The 21,308-nt window shown below is 70.1% G+C and carries 17 protein-coding genes and 3 tRNA genes; 8 read left to right on the forward strand and 12 right to left on the reverse strand.

Annotated features, from left to right (window positions below; all coding sequences use genetic code 11):
• Window positions 1-126 precede the first annotated feature (126 nt).
• The 5 genes from I0C86_RS24490 to I0C86_RS24510 form a co-directional block, all read right to left on the reverse strand.
• Window positions 127-1,626 (reverse strand): rhamnulokinase, encoded by a 1,500-nt coding sequence (locus I0C86_RS24490; RefSeq protein ID WP_196203636.1) that lies wholly within the window; start codon window positions 1,624-1,626, stop codon window positions 127-129.
• A 97-nt stretch (window positions 1,627-1,723) separates the two neighbouring features.
• Window positions 1,724-3,778: a bifunctional aldolase/short-chain dehydrogenase gene (locus I0C86_RS24495; protein WP_196203637.1), complete on the reverse strand. Its 2,055-nt coding sequence runs from the start codon at window positions 3,776-3,778 to the stop codon at window positions 1,724-1,726.
• 2 nt (window positions 3,779-3,780) lie between these two features.
• A complete protein-coding gene (rhaI, locus tag I0C86_RS24500) occupies window positions 3,781-4,944 on the reverse strand; it encodes an L-rhamnose isomerase (RefSeq protein ID WP_196203638.1) in 1,164 nt (387 codons plus the stop codon).
• 22 nt (window positions 4,945-4,966) lie between these two features.
• Window positions 4,967-5,326, reverse strand: a complete 360-nt coding sequence (locus I0C86_RS24505; RefSeq protein WP_196203639.1) for an L-rhamnose mutarotase — start codon at window positions 5,324-5,326, stop codon at window positions 4,967-4,969.
• 113 nt (window positions 5,327-5,439) lie between these two features.
• Window positions 5,440-6,459: a LacI family DNA-binding transcriptional regulator gene (locus I0C86_RS24510; protein WP_323373824.1), complete on the reverse strand. Its 1,020-nt coding sequence runs from the start codon at window positions 6,457-6,459 to the stop codon at window positions 5,440-5,442.
• Window positions 6,460-6,762: 303 nt separating this feature from the next.
• On the opposite strand from I0C86_RS24510, the gene I0C86_RS24515 reads away from it, so the two are divergent.
• Complete coding sequence (locus I0C86_RS24515; protein WP_196203640.1) at window positions 6,763-7,638, forward strand: DUF6807 domain-containing protein; 876 nt, start codon at window positions 6,763-6,765, stop codon at window positions 7,636-7,638.
• A gap of 101 nt (window positions 7,639-7,739) precedes the next feature.
• Here the strand turns inward: I0C86_RS24515 and I0C86_RS24520 are convergent, their stop codons facing one another.
• The 4 genes from I0C86_RS24520 to I0C86_RS24530 all read right to left on the reverse strand — a co-directional run bounded on the left by I0C86_RS24520 (window position 7,740) and on the right by I0C86_RS24530 (window position 11,247).
• Window positions 7,740-8,657, reverse strand: a complete 918-nt coding sequence (locus tag I0C86_RS24520; RefSeq protein ID WP_323373825.1) for a carbohydrate ABC transporter permease — start codon at window positions 8,655-8,657, stop codon at window positions 7,740-7,742.
• Window positions 8,654-9,619 carry a carbohydrate ABC transporter permease gene (locus I0C86_RS43675; RefSeq protein WP_230394707.1) on the reverse strand — a complete coding sequence of 322 codons (966 nt, stop codon included), beginning with the start codon at window positions 9,617-9,619 and terminating at the stop codon, window positions 8,654-8,656. Before I0C86_RS43675 ends, I0C86_RS24520 begins: the two co-directional genes overlap by 4 nt.
• A 318-nt stretch (window positions 9,620-9,937) precedes the next feature.
• Window positions 9,938-10,519, reverse strand: coding sequence for a TIGR03086 family metal-binding protein (locus tag I0C86_RS24525; RefSeq protein ID WP_196203642.1), 582 nt, complete (start codon window positions 10,517-10,519; stop codon window positions 9,938-9,940).
• Between the two features lie 125 nt (window positions 10,520-10,644).
• Window positions 10,645-11,247 carry a TetR/AcrR family transcriptional regulator gene (locus I0C86_RS24530; RefSeq protein WP_196203643.1) on the reverse strand — a complete coding sequence of 201 codons (603 nt, stop codon included), beginning with the start codon at window positions 11,245-11,247 and terminating at the stop codon, window positions 10,645-10,647.
• A 577-nt stretch (window positions 11,248-11,824) separates the two neighbouring features.
• On the opposite strand from I0C86_RS24530, the gene I0C86_RS24535 reads away from it, so the two are divergent.
• The 5 genes from I0C86_RS24535 (at window position 11,825) to I0C86_RS24555 (ending at window position 15,604) form a co-directional block, all read left to right on the forward strand.
• Window positions 11,825-14,074: a TRAP transporter permease gene (locus I0C86_RS24535; RefSeq protein WP_323373826.1), complete on the forward strand. Its 2,250-nt coding sequence runs from the start codon at window positions 11,825-11,827 to the stop codon at window positions 14,072-14,074.
• Window positions 14,071-15,090 (forward strand): TAXI family TRAP transporter solute-binding subunit, encoded by a 1,020-nt coding sequence (locus tag I0C86_RS24540; RefSeq protein ID WP_196203645.1) that lies wholly within the window; start codon window positions 14,071-14,073, stop codon window positions 15,088-15,090. The genes I0C86_RS24535 and I0C86_RS24540 overlap by 4 nt, the downstream gene beginning before the upstream one ends.
• Window positions 15,091-15,341: 251 nt before the next feature.
• Window positions 15,342-15,414: transfer RNA gene (locus tag I0C86_RS24545), tRNA-Gly, on the forward strand.
• Window positions 15,415-15,446: 32 nt separating this feature from the next.
• Window positions 15,447-15,517, forward strand: a tRNA-Cys gene (locus I0C86_RS24550).
• Between the two features lie 12 nt (window positions 15,518-15,529).
• Window positions 15,530-15,604: transfer RNA gene (locus I0C86_RS24555), tRNA-Val, on the forward strand.
• Window positions 15,605-15,985: 381 nt separating this feature from the next.
• Here the strand turns inward: I0C86_RS24555 and I0C86_RS24560 are convergent.
• The gene (locus I0C86_RS24560; RefSeq protein ID WP_196203646.1) at window positions 15,986-17,740 is read right to left on the reverse strand and encodes a hypothetical protein; all 1,755 of its coding nucleotides are present in this window, start codon (window positions 17,738-17,740) and stop codon (window positions 15,986-15,988) included.
• A 148-nt stretch (window positions 17,741-17,888) separates the two neighbouring features.
• Entirely contained in the window at window positions 17,889-18,050 is a 162-nt protein-coding gene (locus tag I0C86_RS24565) for a hypothetical protein (protein ID WP_196203647.1), read from the reverse strand.
• A gap of 153 nt (window positions 18,051-18,203) precedes the next feature.
• Between I0C86_RS24565 and I0C86_RS43680 the strand changes: the two genes are divergently transcribed.
• Window positions 18,204-19,106 carry a PHP domain-containing protein gene (locus tag I0C86_RS43680; RefSeq protein ID WP_230394708.1) on the forward strand — a complete coding sequence of 301 codons (903 nt, stop codon included), beginning with the start codon at window positions 18,204-18,206 and terminating at the stop codon, window positions 19,104-19,106.
• Window positions 19,103-20,959: an AAA family ATPase gene (locus I0C86_RS24570; RefSeq protein ID WP_323373827.1), complete on the forward strand. Its 1,857-nt coding sequence runs from the start codon at window positions 19,103-19,105 to the stop codon at window positions 20,957-20,959. Before I0C86_RS43680 ends, I0C86_RS24570 begins: the two co-directional genes overlap by 4 nt.
• Here I0C86_RS24570 and I0C86_RS24575 read toward each other — a convergent pair.
• Window positions 20,956-21,267 (reverse strand): hypothetical protein, encoded by a 312-nt coding sequence (locus I0C86_RS24575; protein WP_196203648.1) that lies wholly within the window; start codon window positions 21,265-21,267, stop codon window positions 20,956-20,958. The genes I0C86_RS24570 and I0C86_RS24575 overlap by 4 nt on opposite strands.
• Between the last annotated feature and the right edge of the window lie 41 nt (window positions 21,268-21,308).

The raw sequence follows: 21,308 nt of genomic DNA on the forward strand, positions 1-21,308 counted from the left end.
GGTCCGGCCGCCACCGCCCGCTGGCCCCGGCCGCCACCGCCCGCTGGCCCCGGCCGCCACCACCCGTAGACCCGGACCGGAACACCCGTCGACCCCGGCCCGGACCACCCGTCGACAAAGGCTCGACTATCCGGCGGCGATGCCGGCCCGCTCCGCCGCCGTTCGCCAGGCGGCTCCACTGTCGGCCGTCGGCCGGTAGGTCCGGGTGGATCCGGTACGGCGCAGCAGTGCGCGCAGGTCGGTCAGCCCACCCGTCAGCACACCGAGCGCGCGGGCCTGGACGAGGGCGTTGCCCAGCGCGGTCGCCTCCACCGGACCGGCCACCACCGGCAGGCCGCAGGCGTCCGCGGTGAGCTGGCAGAGCAGTTCGTTGCGGGCACCGCCGCCGACGATGTGCACCACCTCGACGTCCCGTCCGGACAGCCGCGCCGCCTGCCGTACCGCCGCCCGGTGGGCGAGCGCCAGGCTGTCCAGGATGCACCGGGTCAGCGCGGCCGGGCCGTCCGGCACCGGCTGGCCATGTCGGGCGCACATCCGGGCCAGCCGGGCGGGCATGTCGCCGGGCGGCAGGAACTCCGGGGCGTCCGGGTCGACGACGGCGGCCAGCGGAGGCTGCCGGGCCGCGGCGGCCAGCAGCTCCGTCAGGTCGACGGAGAGCCCCTGCGACCGCCACACCCGCAGCGACTCCTGGAGCAGCCAGAGGCCCATCACGTTGCGCAGGTAGCGGACCGTTCCGTCCACCCCGGCCTCGTTGCTGAAGTTGGCCGTCCGGCTCGCCCCGGAGAGCACCGGCTCGGCCAGCTCGACCCCGACCAGCGACCAGGTGCCGCAGGAGATGTAGGCGAACCGGCCGTCCCCGGCCGGAACCGCGGCGACGGCGGAGGCGGTGTCGTGCGAACCGACCGCGGTCACCGGCACCGGGCGGTCGGCGCCGACCGCCTCCCGGACCTCCGGCCGCAGCTCGCCGGCCGGATCGCCGGGCTGACGCAGCGGGCCGAACAACCGGGCCGGCAGACCGGACCGACCGATCAGGTCCGAGGACCACTGCCGGGTACGCACGTCGAGCAGTTGGGTGGTGGAGGCGTTGGTGACCTCGCTGCCCGGAACGCCGGTCAGCCAGTACCCGAGCAGGTCGGGGACCAGCAGCATCGTCTCGGCCCGGTCCAGCGCCGGGGTGCCGAGTTCGGCGGTGAGCTGGAACAGGGTGTTGAACGGCAGCAGTTGCAGCCCGGTCGTGTCATAGAGGTAGTCCGCGCCGAGCGCGCCGACCACCCGGTCCGATACTCCGTCGGTACGCCGGTCCCGGTAGTGCACCGGGTTGCCGACCAGGGCGCCGGTGGCGTCCAGCAGTCCGTAGTCGACGGCCCACGAGTCGATCCCGATGCTGGCCAGATCGGGCCGGCGGGTCAGCGCCGCCCGGATCCCGGTCAGGGTCTCGGCGTACAACCGGGGTACGTCCCAGTGCAGCGTGTCGAGCAGTCGTACCGGCTCGTTGGCGAACCGGTGCACCTCGGTCAGGGTCACCCCGTCCCGGTCGACCTCGGCCAGCATCACCCGGCCACTGGCCGCACCGAGATCGACCGCGGCCACCGCCGTCGACCTGACCGGCGAGGGCGGCGAACTCATCGGCCCGCCTCGCTCCGCCCATCGTCGTGACGAACCCTGACACGATGCCGGCCGGTACGCCCGCCGCGGCCGGTCATCGAAGGAACGCCGCGGCCGGTCATCGAAGGAACGCCGCGGCCACGCCGGAGTCGACCGGTACGTGCAGCCCGGTCGTGTGCGACAGTTCGCCACCGGTCAGCGCGAACACCGCGTTGGCGACGTGCTCCGGAAGCACCTCACGCCCGAGCAGGGTACGGCGGGCGTAGTAGGCACCCAGTTCCTCCTCGGGTACCCCGTACACGGCGGCCCGCTGTGCGCCCCAGCCGCTGGAGAAGATCCCGGAGCCGCGTACCACCCCGTCGGGGTTCACGCCGTTGACCCGGACGCCGTGCACGCCCAGTTCGGCGGCGAGCAGCCGTACCTGGTGTGCCTGGTCGGCCTTTGCCGAGCTGTACGCGATGTTGTTGGGCCCGGCGAAGACCGAGTTCTTGCTGGAGATGTAGACCAGATCGCCGCCCAGGCCCTGGTCGAGCAGCACCCGGGCGGCGGCCCGGGAGACCAGGAACGAACCCTTGGCCATCACGTCGTGCTGGAGGTCCCAGTCCGCGTCGGTCGTCTCCAGCAGCGACTTCGAGATGGACAGACCGGCATTGTTGACCACCAGGTCGACTCCGCCGAAGGCGAGCGCGGCGGCGGCGAAGGCCGCCTCGACGCCGGCCGGATCGGTGACGTCGACCAGCACCGGTACGGCCCGGTCGGCGTCGCCGATCTCCCCGGCGACCCTGGCGGCGGCCTCGACGTTCCGGTCGGCGACCACGACGCAGGCGCCCTCGGCGGCGAGTCGCCGGGCGATCGCCGCCCCGATGCCGGAGCCGCCACCGGTCACCAGCGCGATCCGTCCGGCCAGCGACCTCGGCTTCGGCATCCGCTGGAGTTTCGCCTCCTCCAGCTGCCAGTACTCGATCCGGAACTTCTCCGCCTCGTCGATCGGGGCGTACGTCGACACCGCCTCGGCGCCGCGCATCACGTTGATCGCGTTGAGGTAGTACTCGGCGGCGACCCGGGCGGTCTGCTTGTCCCGGCCGAAGCTGAACATCCCGACCCCGGGCACCAGCACGATCGCCGGATCGGCGCCACGCATGGTGGGGGAGTCGGGCCCGGCGAACCGCTGGTAGTAGTCCCGATAGTCCCTCCGGTACGCCTCGTGCAACTCCCGCAGCCGGGCCAGTACGTCCGGCAGCGGTGTTCCCGCCGGCAGGTCGAGCACCAGCGGCCGGATCTTGGTCCGGAGGAAGTGGTCCGGGCAGGAGGTGCCGAGCGCGGCCAGTCGCGGATGTTCGGCGCGGGCCAGGAAGTCCAGTACCGCCGGATCGTCGGAGAAGTGGCCGACCTGGAACTGTCCGGTCCGCCGGCTGTCGGTGCTGGCCAGCCCGCGCAGCACCGGGGCCAGCGCGGCGGCCCGGTCGTGTCGGCGCTCGGGCGGAAGTGCCTCGTACCCGGGTAGCACCGGGCCGAACGGTTCCGCCCGGCCGTGCTCGGCGAGGAACCGGGTGGCGGTTTCGATGATCTCCAGTGAGCGTGCCTCGCACTCCGTGCTGGTGGCGCCCCAGGCGGTGATGCCGTGTCCACCGAGGATCACGCCGATCGCCTGCGGGTTGTCCCGGGCGATCGCGGCGATGTCCAGGCCGAGCTGGAAACCGGGCCGCCGCCACGGCACCCAGAGCACCCGGTCGCCGAAGCAGCGGCGGGTCAGCTCCGGTCCGTCGGCGGCGGTGGCCAGCGCGATACCGGCGTCCGGGTGCAGGTGGTCGACGTGCGCGGCGTCGACCAGCCCGTGCATCGCGGTGTCGATCGACGGGGCGGCACCGCCCCGGCCGTGCAGGCAGTAGTCGAACGCGCCGACCATCTCGTCCTCGCGCTCGATCCCGGGATAGACGTCGGTCAGCGCGCGGAGCCGGTCCAGCCGGAGTACGGCGAGTCCGGCCTCCGTGAGGGTGCCGATGTCGCCGCCGGAGCCCTTCACCCAGATCAGTTCGACCGGACCGCCGGTGACCGGGTCGTTTCCGGTCCCCTTGGCCGAGGTGTTGCCGCCGCCGTAGTTGGTGTTGCGCCGGTCGGCGCCGAGCCGGTGGCCCCGGTCGAGCAGCTCGGCGACCTCTGGTTCGTCGCCCACGCTCAGGCCCCCCAGCCGGCCTGCTGGCCGCCGACCCGCTCGGCGGCGATCCGCTGCGCGTAACCGGACCGGGCGTACGCGGCCATCGGCTCCGGGTCGAGGCCCAGGTCCGCGCGGACCTCGCGCAGCAGCGGGCGTACGTCGGTGTCGTACGCGTCCATCAGCACCCCGTTCGCCCCGAGTACGTCCCCGGCGGCCTGGGCCGCGGCCAACGCCTCGGCGTCCACCAGCAGCGCCTTCGCGGTGGCCTCCTGCACGTTCATCACCGAGCGGATCTGGGCCGGGATCTTCGGTTCGATGTTGTGGCACTGGTCGAGCATGAAGTTCACCCCGGAGTCGGGGCGCAGCGCACCGGCCCGGACGATCTCGTGCATGATCCGGAACAGTTGGAACGGGTCGGCCGCGCCGACCATCAGGTCGTCGTCGGCGTAGAACCGGGAGTTGAAGTCGAAGGCGCCGAGCTTTCCCTCGCGGAGCAGGAAGGCCACGATGAACTCGATGTTGGTTCCCGGGGCGTGGTGGCCGGTGTCGATCACCACCTGCGCCTTCTCGCCGAGTCGTACGCAGTGCGCGTACGCGGTGCCCCAGTCCGGCACGTCGGTCATGTAGAAGGCCGGCTCGAAGAACTTGTATTCCAGCAGCATCCGCTGGTCGTCGCCGAGCCGGTCGTAGGTGGCGGAGAGCGCCTCGGCCAGCCGGTCCTGCCGGGCCCGGATGTCGTCCTGGCCCGGGTAGTTGGTGCCGTCGGAGAACCACAGTTTCAGGTCGGCCGAGCCGGTGGCGTCCATGATGTCGACGCATTCCAGCAGGTGGCCGAGGGCCTTGCGGCGGATCCGGGGATCGGGGTTGGTGACGCTGCCGAGCCGGTAGTCGTCGTCCTGGAAGACGTTGGCGTTGATGGTGCCGATCCGCACCCCCTGCTCCGCGGCGTACGACCCCAGTTTGGCGAAGTCGTCCACCCGGTCCCACGGGATGTGCAGCGAGACGATCGGCGCCACTCCGGTGAAGGCGTGCACCTGGGCGGCGTCGGCGATCTTCTCCTGTGGAGTACGCGGCACGCCGGGCTGGCTGAACACCTTGAACCGGGTACCCGAGTTGCCGTACGCCCAGGAGGGCACTTCGATACGTTGCGCACGCAGCGCGTCCCGGACGGCGATCTCGGTCATGCCGACTCCTCGCTTCGCTCGGTCATGTCAGGGCCTCCGGGGTGTCGAGCGCGGCGAGTTGCGTGTCCAGGTTGAAGATCTCGTCGAGGACGACGAATCCCTCGTCGGGGCGCCGCCCGAACAGGTCGACGAAGAACGGTGCCATTTCAGCCTGCCACCGGGCGTTGACCTCGGTGCGTTCCATCGCGGCGAGCGAGGCGGCCAGGTCGGCGGTGCGGAAGTGTCCGACCAGCAGCCCGTCGTCGTGCAGGAAGAGGGAGTAGTCGTGCCAGCCGGCCGCGTGGAGGGCCCGCAGCATCTCCGGCCAGACCTCCGCGTGCCGTTCCCGATATTCGGCCAGCCGCTCGGGCCGGACCCGCAGGACGAAACAGACTCGGCGCATCGGCGGGCCTCCCCTGAATGAACCGTTTCAACGAATGGCCCTCAACATACGAGCGACGCCACTTGCCTGTCAAGAAACCGGGTCGCTCCGGATACCGCGTGGGGACGGGCGGATCAGTTCGGCGTCCGGGTGAACTGGCTGGACTCCCGGACCACCAGCTCGGGTTCGAAGATCACCTGTTGGTGCCGGTGGCCATCCGGGTTGTTCGACTCGTCCAGCATCAACAGGGCCGCGGTCTGGCCCAGCCGTTGCCGGGGTTGGCGTACCGAGGAGAGCGGTACGGCGGCAGCGGCGGCGAAGTCGATGTCGTCGTAGCCGACCAGCGCGATGTCCTCCGGCACCCGGACCTGCTGGCGGGTGAGTTCCTGCAGGACGCCCAGCGCGAGGAGATCGTTGGCGCAGAAGACCGCGGTGGCCCGGGCGGACCGGGGCAGGCCCAGGATCCGCGATGCCGCGTCCCGACCGGCGGCCACGGTCGGACTGGGCGTCTCGAACCGGCGCAGGTGCTCCTCGGTCAGCCCCGCCTCCCGCAGCGCGTGCAGACCGCCGTGGTACCGGTCCCGCACCTGCTCCAGCCGCCACGGGCCGCCGACGAAGGCGATCCTGCGGTGCCCGGCCTCCGCCAGATGCCGGATCGCCAGTTCTCCGCCGAGCCGGTCGTCGACCGCCACCGAGCAGACGTCGGGCCGGGTCGAGCGCCGGTCCAGCAGGATGACCAGGACGCCCCGCTCCCGCAGCCGGACCAGGCGCTCGTTGGCGTCGTCGACCGGCGTGATCAGTACCCCCTGCACCCGCTGTTCCTCCAGCAGGTCGAGGTATCTGCTCTCCTTGGCCGGGTCGCCGTCGCTGTTGCAGAAGATCACCGCCATCCCGGCCGCCCCGGTGGCGTCCTCGACACCCTTGGCGACGTCGGTGAAGAACGGGTTGGCCACGTCCAGCACCACCAGGCCGAGCGTGCGACCCCGGCCCCGGCGCAGTTGCCGGGCCGCGTCGTTCGGCACGAAACCCAAGTCGTTGATCGCGGCCAGCACCCTGTTGCGGGTCGACGCGGCGACGATGTCCGGACGGTTGAGCACGTTGGAGACCGTGCCCACCGACACTCCCGCCTGGCTGGCCACGTCTCGGATGCTCACCGCTGGTCCCGGCACGACCGTCTCCCTCCGCAGCCCGCTCGTCCGGCTGAAACGTGTCAAGGTTAGCCGGCAGCGAACGCAGCGGCGTGTACGGACGGCGACATCACGCCTGGGCTGCCGCCGTGCGGATGACAGTACGCCGCGCCGCCAAGCCCCTGGGGTTCCCCCGCCGGGCCCGGGACACGCCGAGGCCGGCGGCCAGCGGAACGCGGCTCGCCGGCCGGATCTCCCGACGGTACGCTGTCGGCCGAGGGAAGCGCTTTCCCGACCTGCCGGCGATCGACCGAGAAGAGGGCGGCGACGATGGGCGAGGAACCGACCGACGTACGGCTGCGCGTGCACGGCGAGACGGTGGCGGAGTACGTCCTCGACGATCCGGAGGTGGACCCGCGCTGGTCGCCCCGGCCGTACCTGCACCCGGTGCGCACCCTCGGCGGGACGCCGGTGACGGACGCGATGCCAGCGGACCACCGCTGGCACCTCGGAGTCTCGGTCGCCATGCAGGACGTCTCGGGAACGAACCTGTGGGGTGGCCGGACGTACGTCCGGGACGCCGGTTACACCTGGCTCGACGACCACGGGCGGATCCTCCACGACGGTTGGCTCCCCGCCGGAGCCGCACCGGACGGCGGCAGTGCTCTCGCCCAGCGGCTGCGCTGGCTGGACCTGGCCGGCGCGACCCTGCTGGTGGAGGAGCGGAGGGTCGCCGCGGCCGCGCTGGCCGGGCAGCCGGGCGCCTGGCTGCTCGACTTCGGATACACCCTGACCGCGCCCGCCGACCGGGAGGTCGTGCTCGGCAGCCCGGCCACCAACGGCCGGCCGGGCGGCGCCGGCTACGGCGGCTTCTTCTGGCGGGTGGCGCCCGGACAGGCCCGGACGTTCACCGCGACGGCCGACGGCGAGGATCAGGTCAACGGCAGCACCGAGCCGTGGCTGGCGCTGGTCGGCCGGGGCGACGGCGGTGCGTCGTACACCCTGGTCTTCACCGGACTGGCCGACGGCGACCACTGGTTCGTGCGGACCGGGATCTATCCTGGGGTCTGCGTCGCGCTCGCGTTCGAACGGACGCTGCCGGTTCCGGCCGGCACGGCGCTGCGACGCCGGCACCGGATCGTGGTCGCGGACGGCGAACTGACCCGGGACGAGGTGCTCGGACTGGCCCCGGTCGCGGTGTCCTGACCGGCCCGACGCAGCGCCGGCCCGACGCAGCGCCGCCCGGGCCGGGATCGGTGGTTGTCAGCCTGGCCGGGAGCGGTGGTCGGTCCGGCCGAATGCGGTGGTCAGCCCTTCAGACCCGAGGTGGCGATGCCCTCCACCAGATAGCGCTGGAAGGCCAGGAAGAACAGCATCACCGGCACGATGCTCAGCACCGACATGGCGAACATCGGGCCGAACGCCGACTCGCTGGTCTGGTCGATGAAGAGCCGCAGCGCCAGCGGCACTGTGTACGACTCCGGATCGTTGAGGTAGACGAGCTGGCTGAAGAAGTCGTTCCAGGTCCAGATGAAGGTGAAGATGGCGGTGGTGACCAGCGCCGGCTTCAGCAGCGGCAGGATCACGTAGCGGAAGGTGAGCACCGGCCCGCAGCCGTCGATCTCCGCCGCGTCGTCCAGCTCGCGGGGTAGGCCCCGGATGAACTGCACCATCAGGAAGACGAAGAACGCGTCGGTGGCCAGCAGCTTCGGCAGGATCAGTGGGACGAAGGTGCCGACCAGGTCCAGCTTCTGGAAGATCGTGTACTGCGGGATCAGCACCACGTGGTACGGCAGCATGATGGTCAGCAGCGTGAACGCGAACAGGGGTCCGCGCAGCCGGAAGCGGAGCCGGGCGAAGGCGTACGCGGCGAGCGCGCAGGAGACCAGGTTGCCGATCACCGAGCCGACCGCGACGATCATCGAGTTGCCGAAGAACTGCCAGACGCCGATCCCGGCGATCCCGTCCAGTGCGGCGGTGTAGTTCTCCGGGGCCAGCCGGCTGGGCAGCAGGCTGAGGCTGGAGAGGATCTCGTCGGTCGGCTTGATCGAGGTGGCCAGCAGCCAGACCACCGGGTACAGCAGCAGGGCCAGTGTTCCGATGATCAGCGCGTGCCAGCCGATCTGCCGGAGTCGGGCGGCCGGCGCGCCCGGTCGCCGGCCCGAGGTCGGCCGTACGTCCGGCCCGTGCGGCCGGGACGACCGCCCATCCTGGAGCGTGGTCACCGGTCCTCCCCGGAGTAGAACACCCAGCGGCGCGAGGTGCCGAAGAACACCGCCGTGATGATGGCGATGACGAGCAGGAGCAGCCAGGCCATCGCCGAGGCGTAGCCCATCCGGAACTGGGAGAACCCGCGCTCGTAGAGGTAGAGCGTGTAGAACAGCGTCGAGTTGCTCGGACCGCCCCGGCCACCGCTGACGATGAACGCCGGGGTGAACGCCTGGAAGGCGTGGATGGTCTCCAGCACCAGGTTGAACAGGATGATCGGGGAGAGCATCGGCAGCGTCACCGAGCGGAACGTCCGCCATCGCCCCGAACCGTCGACCGCAGCGGCGTCGTAGAGCTCCGTCGGGATCTGCTTCAGCCCGGCCAGGAAGATGACCATCGGGGCGCCGAACTGCCAGATGGCCAGGATGATCAGCACGTAGAGCGCGTAGTCGGGCTCGTTGATCCAGCCGCCGGTGTCCCAGCCGAAGACGCCGGTGGCCGAGTCGACCACGCCGCTGTCGGTGAACATGGCCCGCCACACCAGTGCGATCGCCACGCCGGTGCCGAGCAGCGACGGCGCGTAGAAGGCGGACCGGTAGAACCCCTGTCCGCGCCGGTTGCGGTTGAGCAGCAGCGCCACCGTGAGGGCGGCGGCCAGCTTCAGCGGTACGGAGATCAACACGTACGCCGCGGTCACCTTGGCCGACGCCAGGAAGCGTGCGTCGTCGGTGAAGAGCCGCTTGTAGTTCTCCAGGCCCACCCACTCAGGACTGGTGAACAGGTCGTAGTCGGTGAACGAGAGGTAGAGCGAGGCGAGCATCGGGCCGACGGTCAGCAGCAGCGCCCCGCAGACCCACGGGGAGAGGAAGAGGTACGCGATTCCGGGTTGGTTACGGCGGTTTCGGGGCCGGGCCGGGGTCGCGCCGTCGCCGGGGGTGGCGGGTCGGGGCGGTGGCCGGTGCAGAGTTCCAGTTGTCATGGTCGACATCCCATCGGCTCGTGGCGGCCACACCCAAGGGGCGCGCACACGTACCTCGATGGCGAGGCGTGTGAAACCATTCAACAAGCGGCACGAAAGTACCCCCGAGGGTTGGTGCCTGTCAACGGAGGTCGGTCCCTCCCTCGATGGTGTGCGGTGGACCGGCCCCGTCGGCCGGGTAGAATGAATCGATTCATAGGGCGGACCGGCCGAATAACCTGCCTGCCGCCGTCCGGAGCCGTGTCCCTAGGCGCCCGCGCGGGCCCGCCCGTCGGCGGGATGTCCGTCCGTTCGCGGGCGGCAGTCGTCCACCGGCGGTCACGACTTCGGGCGCCAGCCCGGATCGCGGCCGAACGCGGCGACCAACCGGTCCTGCTCGCTCGCGTCCGATGGCACCGGTACGCCCGGCTCGACCAGGCCGTCGGCCCGGTACATCGACACCCGGTCGGCGAACCACCGGGCGCACTCCCGGACGGCCTCGGCGTCGAGCCGGGGTTCGGTGCCGACGGCGACCATCAGATCCCAGCCGTGTACCAGGTGCTCGGCCATCAACTGGTACAGGTACTCCCGGCCGGCCGTAGGCCCGGCCGACAACTCCACCATGCGGTCCAGCGCCCCGGGCTCGCTCACCGCGCGGTCGGCCGCCTCGGCGGCATCCCGCGCCGAGGCGGCCGGATCGTCGCCCAACAGGTCGCCCGCGAACCGGTCACCGACCTCGGCCAGCGACGCGCCGCCGAACAGCGGCACCGACCAGCGGTCCTCCCCGACCACGTGGTTGACCAACATCCGGACATCCCAGTCCCCGCACGGGGTGGGCCCGGCCCACTGGTCGGCACCGACCCGGCCGACCTGGTCGGCGAACTCGGTGAGGGTTCGCCGGTACGTTCGCAGCAGGTCCATCACCCGATTCTGCCCCCGGTACGCCGGCCGGCGCTGGAACTGCCGGGAGTCGGACCCGGCGGGTCGGCTCGGCTGTACGGGGTGGGCCTGGTCGGCTCGGCCCGGCGCGACGGCTGTCGGGCGCGTCAGTCCAGTTGCCCGGCGACCAGGCCGAGCTCGCGGGCGACGGAGAGCCGTACCCACTCGGTGAGCTGGCGCCGGAGGATCACCCGGTCGTGCACCGCCAGTTGCACGGCGAGCCCGTCGATCAGGGCGTTGATCCGCCAGGCGGCTCCGGCCGGATCGTCACAGGTGAAGACGCCGTCCTCGACCCCGGCCGCGATCACCTCACCGAGCCCTTCCCGTCGACGCAGGTCCAACCGCCGGGAGACCTTCTCCAGCTCCGGGGTGCGCAGCGACTCGGACCACCCGTCGATCCACATCGCCCACGACCGGGGCCGCCCCGGCGGGGCGTACAGCCGGAGCAGCTTCTTGAGCTTGACCAGCGGGGTGGCGGTGGACCGGTGCACCGCGTCGAGCCGAGCCAGATCCTGCTCGGCGGCGTACGCGAAGGCCTGGGCGACGAGTCGCTCCTTCGTGGCAAAGTGGTAGAAGACCAGCGCCTGGCTGACCCCGGCGGCCTGGGCCACGTCGGCCGTACGGGTATTCGCCAGCCCGCGCGTCGCGATCACGTCGCAGGCGGTGCGCAGCAGCGAATCCAAACGCACCTCGGCCGCACGTCTCGTCACGCGGCTACGTTAGCCCATTCCGGCCAGCACAATAAGCTATCAACACGTCGGATAAGTTACTACCGGGTCAGACTGTCCACTAGCACATCAGAAGCGTCACGACGCCGACGGTGGAAGCGGGGCTGCGGACCAGGTCCAGGCCGGTTCGACATCGACGGGAACGGCCGGTCGGAACGCGCGAACGAACTCGTTCCGAGAGCGGAAACCGGCTGGCGCACCAGCCCAACCGCCCGGCCCGCCGAGCCAACCGCCCAGCCCACGAAGATCGGCCATGATCGGTACCGCATAGTAGTGTCCGCTCATGCCAGACGGTGTGGCCAAGATCCCTCCGGCGGCGGACGTCGAGCCGGGAGCGGCGCCAGCCGAGTCCACCCTGGAACGAACGGCCGCCGGGTCCGACCCGCAGCCCACAGGCCCGGCCCGTGATCCAGGCCCGGCCCGTGATCCAGGCCCGGCCCGTGATCCAGGCCCGGCCCGTGATCCAGGCCCGGCCCGTGATCCAGGCCCGGCCCGTGATCCAGGCCCGGTCCGTGTCGCGCCGGTTGCCTTGGCCACCCCCGGGGTGGCCGACGCCGCGGTGACGTTCGACGACGAGGAACGCCCCGCCCGCCGACTCACCGGCCCCGTCGACCACGGTGTCGCGGCGGTCGCGTTCGCGGTGGCACTGCTGGTGCTGTGGCAGGTGTTCCGTCCCCTGTCGCAGGGCAGCCAGTTCTACCTGATCGTCTTCCTGGCCGGCGTACTTCCGCTGGTCTTCCTCGCGTACCGGTCGGGTCTGCGGCTGCCGGACCGGCTGACGAGCCGGCTGCCGGCGCGGCTGGCTCCGCGCGTACCCGATCCGGACGGCCCGTCCCCGTCTCGGCGTGACCTGCCGACGGTGGCCGACTGGCTGCTGGCCGGGTTGGCGCTGGTGGTCTGTCTCTACCCGGTGGTCCCACTCACGTTCGGGAACGCGGGCGGTGGCTACGACGCCTTCCTCGATCGACAGGGTCTGCTCGCACCGGTGGACGTGGTGATGGGCGCCCTGCTGCTGGTGCTGCTGGTGGAGGCGTGCCGCCGTACCACCGGATGGATCCTGCCGGTGGTCTGCCTGGTCTTCCTCGGCTACGGCTACTACGGCGGCCTGCTGCCGCAGACCTGGGCCGTGGCCCACGCGGGCCTCGACTTCGGACAGATCGTCGACGCGTTCTACAACTCCGCCAGCGGGTTCTACGGCACGCCGCTGGACGTCGCGGCCACCTACATCGTGCTGTTCACCATCTACGGCGCCGTGCTCGACCTCTCCGGCGCCGGTCGGTTCTTCGTCGACCTGTCGGTCGCCGCGTTCCGCCGATCCCGCAGCGCCGCCGGCCGCACCGCGGTCGCCTCCGGGTTCCTGCTCGGCACGGTCTCCGGCTCGGGTACGGCCACGGCGGTCAGCGTCGGCGCGGTCACCTGGCCGATCCTGCGCCGGGCCGGCTATCCCGCCGAACATGCCGGCGGCATGCTCGCGGCGGCCGGCGTGGGCGCGATCCTCTCCCCGCCGACCCTTGGCGCCGCCGCCTTCATCGTCGCGGAATACCTCGAGGTCTCCTACCTGACCGTGCTCGGCTGGGCGGTGATCCCGACCGTCCTCTACTACCTCGGCATCCTGCTCGCCGTCGAGATCGACGCGCGCCGGTTCAAGGTACGGCCGGTCGAGGTGGCCGCCGGCTCCGCGTGGCGGCTGCTGGCCCGGTTCGGCTACCACTTCTCCTCGCTGGTCGTGATCGTCGTACTGCTGGCGGTCGGGGTGAGTGCGACCCGGGCGGTGGTCTACGCGACCGGGCTGGCGGTGGTGCTGTCGTTCCTCGACCGACGCAGCTGGTTGACCCCCCGGCGGCTCTTCGCCGCGCTCGCCGCGGGCGTGCGGGGTGTGCTCCCGGTCGTGGCGGTGTGCGCGGCGGCCGGCATCATCACCGCCACCACCACCAAGACCGGGTTGGGCGCGCAGTTCGCCTCGCTACTGGTCCGCGGTGCCCAGGCGCTGGCCGACAATCCCACCGTCGTACTGGCGCTGACCGTGGTGTTCGCCGCGATCGCGCTGTCGCTGCTCGGCCTCGCCGTTCCGGTCACCGCCTCCTTCATCATCGGCTGGGTGATCATCGGCCCGGCGTTGCTGGCGCTGGGCGTGCCGGCGCCGGCCGCGGCGATGTTCGTCTTCTACTACTCGGTGCTGTCCGAGGTCACCCCGCCCACCGCGCTGGCCGCGGTGGGTGCGGCGGCGATCACCGGCGGCCGCACGGTACCGACCATGTGGCAGGCCCTGAAGTACGCCCTGCCGGCCTTCCTCGCACCGATCGCGTTCGTGCTCACCGGCCCAGGGGAGTACCTGCTCGGCCGTGGCGCGCCGCTGGAGGTGCTCTGGGCGGGCCTGGTCGGCTGCCTAGGGGTGGCGGCGCTGGCGGTGGCGACCGGTGGCTGGCTGCTCGGCGTGGGGCCCGCTCGGCGGTTCGAGCGGGTCCTCGCGGCGCTGGCCGGCCTGCTGCTGCTCTACCTGCACCCGGTCTCCATCGCGGTCGGGGTCGCACTGATCGCGATCGCCGTACTGACCGCACTGGCCCGGCGCCGCCGCACGGCGAAAGCAGACCCCGCCGGTCCGGCCGGTACGACGTCGGAGGAGTCGGCGGACCAGGGCGGTACGGATCCGGCTGGGCCGGCGGATCGTGACAGTACGGCCGGAGGCGGCGAGCCGGCCGCCGAGGGGAAGGTCACCGGTTCGAGGGGACAGGAGTCCGGTTCGAGGGGACAGGAGTCCGGTTCGAGGGGACAGGAGTTCGGTTCGAGCTCGGGAGAGGAAGCGAAATGAAGCGTGCAACGAGGATCCTGGCAGCGGTCACAGCCACCGTGCTGGGCCTGACTGGACTCGCCGGCTGCGGTGGACGACAGGACGCGGGCACGAGCGACGCCGGTGGCGAGGTCACCTGCGAGGTCGCCACGGAAACCCGGATCGGCATCGCGACCGGCAACGCCACCGGCGTCTACTTCGCGCTCGGCAACGCCTACGCCGAGCAGGTCTCCAGCGCTCCGGGCAGCAAGGTCAAGGCGACGGCGGCCGAGACCGGGGCATCGGTACAGAACATCCAGCAGCTCGTCGCCGGTACGTACGCCGTGGCGTTCTCGCTCGCCGATACCGCCGCCGACGCGGTGCAGGGCACCGGCAGCTTCGAGGGGCAGAAGCAGCCGGTGCAGGCGCTGGCCCGGATCCACACCAACTTCACCCAGGTGATCGTGCGCAACGGCGCCGGGATCAACTCGGTGGCCGACATGCGGGGCAAGCGCGTCTCCACCGGCTCGCCGAAGTCGGGTACCGAGGTCATCGCCAACCGCCTGCTCCAGGCCGCCGGGCTCGACCCGGCAAAGGACATCCAGGCGCAACGGCTGGACCTGACGAAGACCGTCGACGGGATGAAGGACGGCTCGGTCGACGCGCTGTTCTGGTCCGGTGGCCTGCCGACCCCCGGCATCACGGATCTGCTCACCACTGCCAAGGGCCAGGTAGCTTTCCTGGACATCACGCCCCTGTTGGCCGAGATGAAGAAAATCAACCCGGTGTACGAGGAAGGCGCGATCCCGGCCACGACGTACGGCACCCCGGCGGACGTCAAGACCATCGTCGTGCCGAACGTCCTGCTGGTGAAGGACACCCTCGACGCCAACGTGGTCTGTGTGCTGACCAAGACCCTGTTCGACCGGAAGCCCCAACTGGAACAGGCCACCGCGGCGGCCAAGGAGATCAGCCTGGACACCGCTCGCAAAACTGAGCCGGTACTCCTGCACCGTGGCGCGGTCCAGGCGCTTGACGACCTGAACGCCCCGAAGTAACCGTCCGTCCCGCCGCGCCGCCGTCCCGCCGCGCCGCCATCCCGCCGCGCCGCCATCCCGCAGAACCCCAGGTTCCTAGGAAGCTCTGGGGGTGGCGGCGCGGCCATCTGTCCGCCCTGCGGCCCGGTGCCCGGTTGGGGTTGGCACCGACTGCTGAAACCCCTGGTGACCTGCCCACCGGCCCCCGAGTTGGCATCTGTTCGCGGCCTCGGCTAAAGTTCTCATCCGTCACCAGGAAACACCGGAGACAAGCGGACGTAGCGCAGTTGGTAGCGCATCACCTTGCCAAGGTGAGGGTCGCGGGTTCGAGTCCCGTCGTCCGCTCGGAGATGCCGCCACAAGTCGGGGGCTACCTCGGTGGAGTGGCCGAGAGGCGAGGCAACGGCCTGCAAAGCCGTGTACACGGGTTCAAATCCCGTCTCCACCTCGGTATCAACGAGGGCGATTGGCGCAGTGGGAGCGCGCTTCCTTGACACGGAAGAGGTCACTGGTTCAAACCCAGTATCGCCCACCAGTTATATATGCAGGTCAAATGGCTCGTTACCGGATCATCGGTAACGAGCCATTCTGTATCTGGCCCTTACCTTGGGAGCAAATTGGGAGCACAGGATTATCCGCGCCGGCCGGTGGTGGATTCGGCGGTGGTGACAGAGCCTGCATCGGCTACGAGCCGGTCGAGCAGCTTGCCCAGGCGGGATTGCACGGCGCTCCGCATCTTCGCCTGACTGACACGTGCCGAACCGCTGATCATCGACCAGCCCGGGGACAGACCACGGTGCCCGGCTTGGGGTACGCCGGCCTAGAGCACCAGTGCAGCTTCGTCTCCGCGACGATCCCGGGGTGGGCGCGGACGCGGACGCGGATTACGCGTTTCTTCGGCTGGCCTGCTGAGGCCCTACCTCCCGGAGTTGGAGGTCTCGCCGCTGGCGCCGGTCGTGTGGATGTGGGGGTCGACGGGCACGGCGACGATCACGGCCTGGTCGGTGGAGCCGGGAAGTAGTCGGAGTGTGGCGCCGGGTTCGGCCGAGGCGATCTCGGCCGGATCGGCGACCCGAGCCGCCTGGTACAGCACACGACGCTTCGCCGCGATGGTGATCTCCCGGTCGCCCAGCCGTACGGTGAGGGGCCACTCGGAGATGAGACTGAACTCGGCGTCGGTCGAGGGGAGCCTGCCCGGCGTGACGACAGTCAGCGTCACCTCCGTCCACGGGGCCTCGATCCGCTCGCCCCGTAGGAGACGACCGGTGCGCAGGATGGTCTCGATGTCGTCGGCCGGGATCGTCTCCAGGTCGGGGATCGTCACCCGCTGGTAGGTGTGGCGTTGGATGGCCTGGAGCGCGTCGAGGAGCGTGACGTGCCACCGGGCGTTGGCCCGCAGCGCGGAGTCGGTCACATCCCAGGCAGAGGTCAGGAGCCTGCCACCGCGTACGGCGAGCAGGATGCCGTTGCCGTCGACGAAGTCCGCTGCCATCCGTATCGCCGGCAACACGTCGGCTGGGGTCTTGCCCGCCAGAGAGCTCGCCTGGATGCGGACTTCGTCGCCGTCGGGTCCGTTCATGTAGAACCGGAACTGTAGGGCGCCACTACGGTCCCGGCCGGAGAGCCACATTCCCGGGCCGCTGATGCCACGAGACAGTGCCACGTCGACGAGGTCGAGCGTGTGGAGCAGGAATCCGTTGGCAGTGACGAGACGGACCTCAAGGTCCGGGAGGTCATCGGGGCTGGCCAGGGGCATGATGCTGAACAGGCCGTCGCCTGTGGCGTGGTCGTGGCCGGGCGGTCCGGTGGTCTCGGTGACGGTGCCGGGGATTGCCTGGATCGGGGCGCCGAAATGGCGGAATTCCTCGACCGCCTGGTGTTCGGCCGATCCGGTGGCGACTTCGAGCCGCAGCGAGGTGGTGATCGGGCGCAGGCGGGTCGACTCCGCGCACAGCGGCACGATCCGCATCACCTGGAAATGCCCCGGGTCGAGCTGCCGGTACTGCACCTCCGCGACAGCGGAGTCGGGTCGCAGGTCGGCGTCGAAGGGGTGGTCACGCAGGTCGCCGGCCCGGATCTCCAGCTCGTAGCGATAGAACGGATCGACCTCGTTGAGGGAGGCGGTCAGGCTTCGGTGGCGGGTGATGACGGCCTCGAGCAGGTCCTGTCCGGCTGCACCTGGGGGAGCGTCTCGGCCGGCGTGCAGCGCCTCGGCCATCAGCCGGTGCCAGCGTTCGCCGCCGTCGCCGAAGTAGTAGTCGACCAGGGACGGCCGCTGCGAGGCCATAGCGTCGAGGGTCCGGCCGCCCATCCAGTGGACGGGGAAGTCGTGCCCGTCGGTCAGGCCCCGCAGCCAGTCGAGCCGTTCGTTGCTCGGATTCCACGGCGTGACCAGGGTCCAGGAGCGGACCGGAAGCACCGGCAGGGTCTGCGCGACGAAGGTGTTCCACGATTCTTCGATCATGGTCGCCTGCCGGGAGGTGAGTGGACGGGCGTACCGCTTGACCTGGTAGATGTCGTAACCGTCGGGATTCCACACCCGCACGTCGACGCCCCGGTCGCCGCTGGAAGGGGTGATGTGGTTGCCGTGCGGGTGGGCGAACAGCAACAGGGCGGCGACGAACTCCTCAATCTTCTCGCCGGGCTCGCGTTCCCAGTTCACCGTGGCCATGGCGGGGAGTCAACCACGCGGGGCCGACGGTCTTCTCACACGCCGGCCACCGGGGAACTGCTCGCGGCCCTGCCGCAGATGCCGACGGCGGCGATGGCGCAGGTGCCGCCGATGGCGAGCAGGACGGCGGTGTAGCCGCCGGTGGTGGTCAGCAGGGCGGCGGCGCCAGGGGCGCGCCGGCTTTGGCGAGGGTGACGGGAGTGGCGAGGACGCCGGCGATGGTGGCGTAGCCGACGGTGCCGTACCAGTCGGCGAGCAGGGCGAGAGCGGCGAGGCTGGCCACGCCGAACCCGATCCCGAACGCGGTCACACCGCGACCGCGCCGGCCCGGGTGGTGACGATGAACGGCAGGCAGATGGCGGCGGCCTGGATGCCGGCAGTGCGGGTGGTCACGGGCGGAACGGTGGATGGCCGACCGTGATGGTCTGGTGGGTGTTCACCCTGTTGTCCAACGTTGGCGCGTGTGGCTGAGTGTCGCGTCTCTCTCTCGGCGGTTGATCGTTACAGTGTCGACCCGGACGCTCGGACGAAGGCGACGGAACACACGGAGCGAGTTTTGACGTCAGCGACAGCACAAACCGAGAACGGCCGGGCGGTGTCGTCGGTGGGTGCGAAGCACGGGCCCGCGCGCTTCTGGGCTGTTGACCTGCACGTCCATACCCCGGCCTCGGGGGATGTTGATGTCTCTACCTACGGCGCCAGCGAAGCCCGACAGATCGTCGACGCGGCGATCGGGGCGGGGTTGGACGCGATCGCCGTCACCGATCACAACACCGCCGGCTGGTGTGACGTAATGGCCGAGGCGGCGAGGGACACGTCCCTCGTGGTGCTTCCGGGTGTGGAACTCAGCACGGCCGAAGGGCATCTCCTCGCCATCTGGGAGCAGGGGACTGCGAGACAGTTCATCGAGGACGTTCTTGTCGAGCTCAAGGTGCTCCGCGCCGACCACGGCGACCTTCACAAAGCACTGCGGACTGGTTTCGCCGAGACGGCGAAGATCATTGCCGCAAGGGGCGGCCTGGCGATCGCGGCGCACGCCGACCGCGAGAAGGGTCTGCTCCGGATTCCCGTGGCCGACCACGTCAACCAGACGCTGCTGGACCCGGCCATCGCCGCGGTCGAGATCGTCGACATCACCGAGGCCGAGAGGATCAGGACGCGGCTCGACGGCAAGCGCGAGTTGGCGCTCGTCCGCAGCTCTGATACCACGGCACCGGGCGCGAGTTTCCATGTCCTGCACGGCATCGGCAACCGCCGGACCTGGATCAAGGCATCGAGGCCGGATCTGTGCGGACTGCGGCACGCGCTGGCGGATCCGTCGTTGCGGTCAGCCTTGTGCAGCCTTCGGGACCGGAGCACACGGTGATTGAGTCCGTAACGGTGACCGGCGGGTTCCTCGACGGTCAGCAGTTCGAGTTCTCAGGCGATCTCAACTGCTTGCTGGGTGGGACCGGCGCGGGTAAGTCGCTGCTTATCGAGTTGGTCCGGTTCGCGCTCGACCAGCAGACCGACGCCGGGGACTTCCCGCAGGTACGCAGAGAGGTCGAGTCACGACTCAAGTACGCCCTCACCTCCGGCTCGACCGTCGAGGTCGTACTGACCCGTGGCCACGCGCGGTGCCTCGTTCGCCGCGCGTACTTCGAGGACGGGTCCACACAGCCGGAGTTCATCGGCGACACCGAGCAGATGACAGGGCTTTCCGGCCGGATCGCGATCATCGGATTCTCGCAAAGCGAGGTGATCGAGTACGCGCGGACACCGGTCGGCCGGATGGCGCTCATCGACGCCGCCCTAGACCTGACCGAGTTCGAGATCCGCGTAATGGACGCGCTGACCCGGCTCAACGACAACGGGCGTCTCATCGGCTCACTCGAGTCAAAGATCGCGCAGGCCTGCCGGAAGCTGCAGACCCTCCCGGAGGTCGAGAAGCGGCTGGAGGAGCTGTCCGGCCTGTTCGATGGCGAGACCGTCAAGATGCAGGCGAGCTGGAGCACGGAGAAGGCACTCTTTGAGCCCCTGGTCGGCATTCCCGAACTGAAGGTCACCGCCCGGACTGAGAGCGGAGGCAAATTCCGGGGCCCGGCCGCCGTCGCCGACAACCACGACCTCTACCAGCGGGCGCAGGCGGCGTTCGGCCAGTTGGGTGAGGCTATCGACGTGGCGAACGCGCAGCTGTCCCAGGTCCTGCTGGCGGTCAACAAGGAACTGGCCGATGTCCAGCAGGAGTGGTTCGATCGATACCGGAAGTTCGACCGTCAGCTCGCCGAAGCAGTCAGCCGCATCGGCGCCGACAACAAAGGGCTCAGCGCGCTGCGGACCCGCCTAGTCGAACTGCAGACGGAAAAGGCGAAACTCGACGCGCAGCAGACCCAGCTGAACGACGAGTTCATGCCGAACCTGGCCAGGGCCAAGGCGTACCGGGAGGAGCTGATCTCAGAGCTACTCGAGGCGCGCAAGGCACGACGGCGGCGCCGTGATGACCGGATCAAGGCGCTCAACAAGCTGATGGTCGGCATCGTCCGGATCAAAATGCTCCCCGAGAACGACGACGCGGCCTACCTAACTGAGCTGACGGGCATCGCCAAAGGCTCCCGGCTGCGCGGTCCGGTCCTCCAGCAGATCTGCGAGAACTCCACCCCCGTCAAGCTGGTCCGCTCGTTCCTCACCGGGGACGTCGACGGCGTGTGCGCCGCCACCGGCGCCGAGCGCAAGCACATCGAGACCCTGTTCGAGCATGTGACCGAAAAAGACGCCATCGAGGACTTCCTGCGGATGCAGACCCTCGACCTGCACGACGGCCTCTCCGTCGAGTTCCGCAAGCACAGCAACGACGGCTACGTGCCGATCGAGCGGCTCGCCCACGGCCAGAAGTGCACCGCCATCCTGATCATCGCCCTCGCCGACGGCAACGACCCCCTGATCATCGACCAGCCCGAGGACGCACTCCACGCGCCATGGATCGAGGAATACCTCGTGGCGAAGCTTCGCGACCTGCGCGGAAGCCGGCAGTACATCTTCGCAACCCGCAGCCCTGGCCTCGTTGTCTCCGCCGACGCCGAAATGATCATCACCCTCATCTCGGACGCGAAGAACGGCGCCGTGGAGGCCACCGGATCTCTAGAACGACATGACCTCAACGTCCTGACGCTATATCACCTTGAAGGCGGCCCAGTGCCCTTCAAACGTCGCACCATCAAACTCGGTTCGTCGATGACCTAGAGAAACGTCAGCGCAAACCGGCCAAGACTGCGGCGATCCGAATCCCGCACCTTGAAACCGCTCCCAACCCGTGACGGTTCCACTGCGGTCGACATCGGACCTGCTGACGGCTCCCGCACGCCCACGACAGGCTCCTGCGGTGTGTCCCGACTGCGGCGCAGTTGATGCCGGATTTCCTTGCCGGGCTTGCCGGCGCCGAGGACGAGGCGTGCAGTGGCTTCGGCGCTTCGGCGCTTCGGCGCTTCGGCGCTTCGGCGCTTCGGCGCTTCGCGCTGCGCGCCGGGCGGCACGCGCGCAAGGCGGGTCAACCTTCACCACGTCAGTAGGTCACCGAGGCGTTCCTCCGTCG

The organism is Plantactinospora alkalitolerans (assembly GCF_015690345.1).
Classification (GTDB): Bacteria; Actinomycetota; Actinomycetes; order Mycobacteriales; family Micromonosporaceae; genus Plantactinospora; species Plantactinospora alkalitolerans.